This window comes from Microbacterium sp. MEC084 (genome assembly GCF_004514465.2).
Classification (GTDB): domain Bacteria; phylum Actinomycetota; class Actinomycetes; order Actinomycetales; family Microbacteriaceae; genus Microbacterium.
Map to the genome: position 1 here is coordinate 1 of NZ_MYFP02000044.1, position 1,172 is coordinate 1,172.

Annotated in this window: 1 protein-coding gene and 2 pseudogenes; all 3 read left to right on the plus strand. The window is 70.8% G+C overall.

Annotation, left to right across the window (positions count from 1 at the left end; all coding sequences use genetic code 11):
• Positions 1 to 249: pseudogene (locus tag B5M43_RS14845) on the plus strand (IS5/IS1182 family transposase); the annotation flags it as partial.
• Positions 250 to 374: 125 nt separating this feature from the next.
• Positions 375 to 929: a thermonuclease family protein gene (locus B5M43_RS14850; RefSeq protein WP_230668272.1), complete on the plus strand. Its 555-nt coding sequence runs from the start codon at positions 375 to 377 to the stop codon at positions 927 to 929.
• Between the two features lie 105 nt (positions 930 to 1,034).
• Positions 1,035 to 1,172 (plus strand): annotated as a pseudogene (locus B5M43_RS14855) (leucine zipper domain-containing protein); the annotation flags it as partial.

Consider the following 1,172-nt stretch of genomic DNA (forward strand, 5'->3'; position numbering starts at 1 on the left):
AAGGCCGTGATCCCCGAGCCGTCCGACCAGCAAGGCCACCGCAAGCGCCGCGGCTCACGCGGCGGACGCCCCGTCGGCCTCGACGCCGCCGACTACAAGGGCCGCAACGTCATCGAGCGCCGCTACTGCCACATCAAGCAATGGCGAGGACTCGCCACCCGCTACGACAAACTCGCGATCACCTACCGGGCCGCTGTCATCCTCAACGCCGTCATCGCCTGGACCCGGCAATTGTCAGACATGCCCTAGTTCGCGACCGGACCCCCTTGCGCCTGCGCTCTGCCGCGGGGTGGTGCGCTGTGCCGCGGGGTGGTGCGCTGTGCCGCGGGGCGGGCGACAGCGGTCGAGGTGACGGGGGAGGGATGAGGGCCGGGATGCGGCGGGGACTGAGCGTGGTGGCGGCTGTTGTGGTCGTGGTCGGGGCCGCATTGGTGTGGTGGTCGGGCCTGCGGCCTGGGACCGGGACGCCTTCGGGAGGGGTGCCGGAGGGGGCCGAGCGGTGGGTCGTCGAGTATGTGCATGACGGCGACACGCTGAGCCTGGAGCGGGCCGACGGGGGTGTCGAGCGGGTGCGGCTGATCGGGGTGGATACGCCCGAGGGGCCGGGGGCGTCCGGGTCGGATGAGCCCGAGTGCGGGGCCGACGAGGCGCGCGAGGCGCTGCGGCGGATGGCGCCGGTGGGCGCGCCCGTGTGGGCGGCGGCGGACATCGAGGAGCGCGATCGGTACGGTCGTGCGCTGCTCTACGTGTGGACCCAGGACGGGACCTTCGTCAACCGGGAGCTGGTGGCATCCGGAGCGGGCGAGGCGATCCGGGTGGGGCGCAACGACACGCACTACGCGGCGCTGCTCGCCGCACAGCACGATGCCCAGGCCGAGGGCCTGGGCATCTGGGGCATGTGCCCCGAGTTCTCGGGTGGTGAGCGCTAGGTGTACTGCCCAGGGACGTTGTTTGATCTGGCTTCCCTGATGTGACGAGAACCTCCCGGCAGAGTGGAGCTGCTACCGCATCCGCTCTGAACCAGGGAGGTTCTCGTGTCTCACGCTAACGCGGCGCTGACCCCGCGCCAAAGGCTCCGTCTCGCCCAGAAGGTCATCGACGAGGACTGGACGATCGCGGCAGCAGCGGACTACTTCCGGGTGTCCTGGCCAACCGCGAAGAAGTGGGCGCTG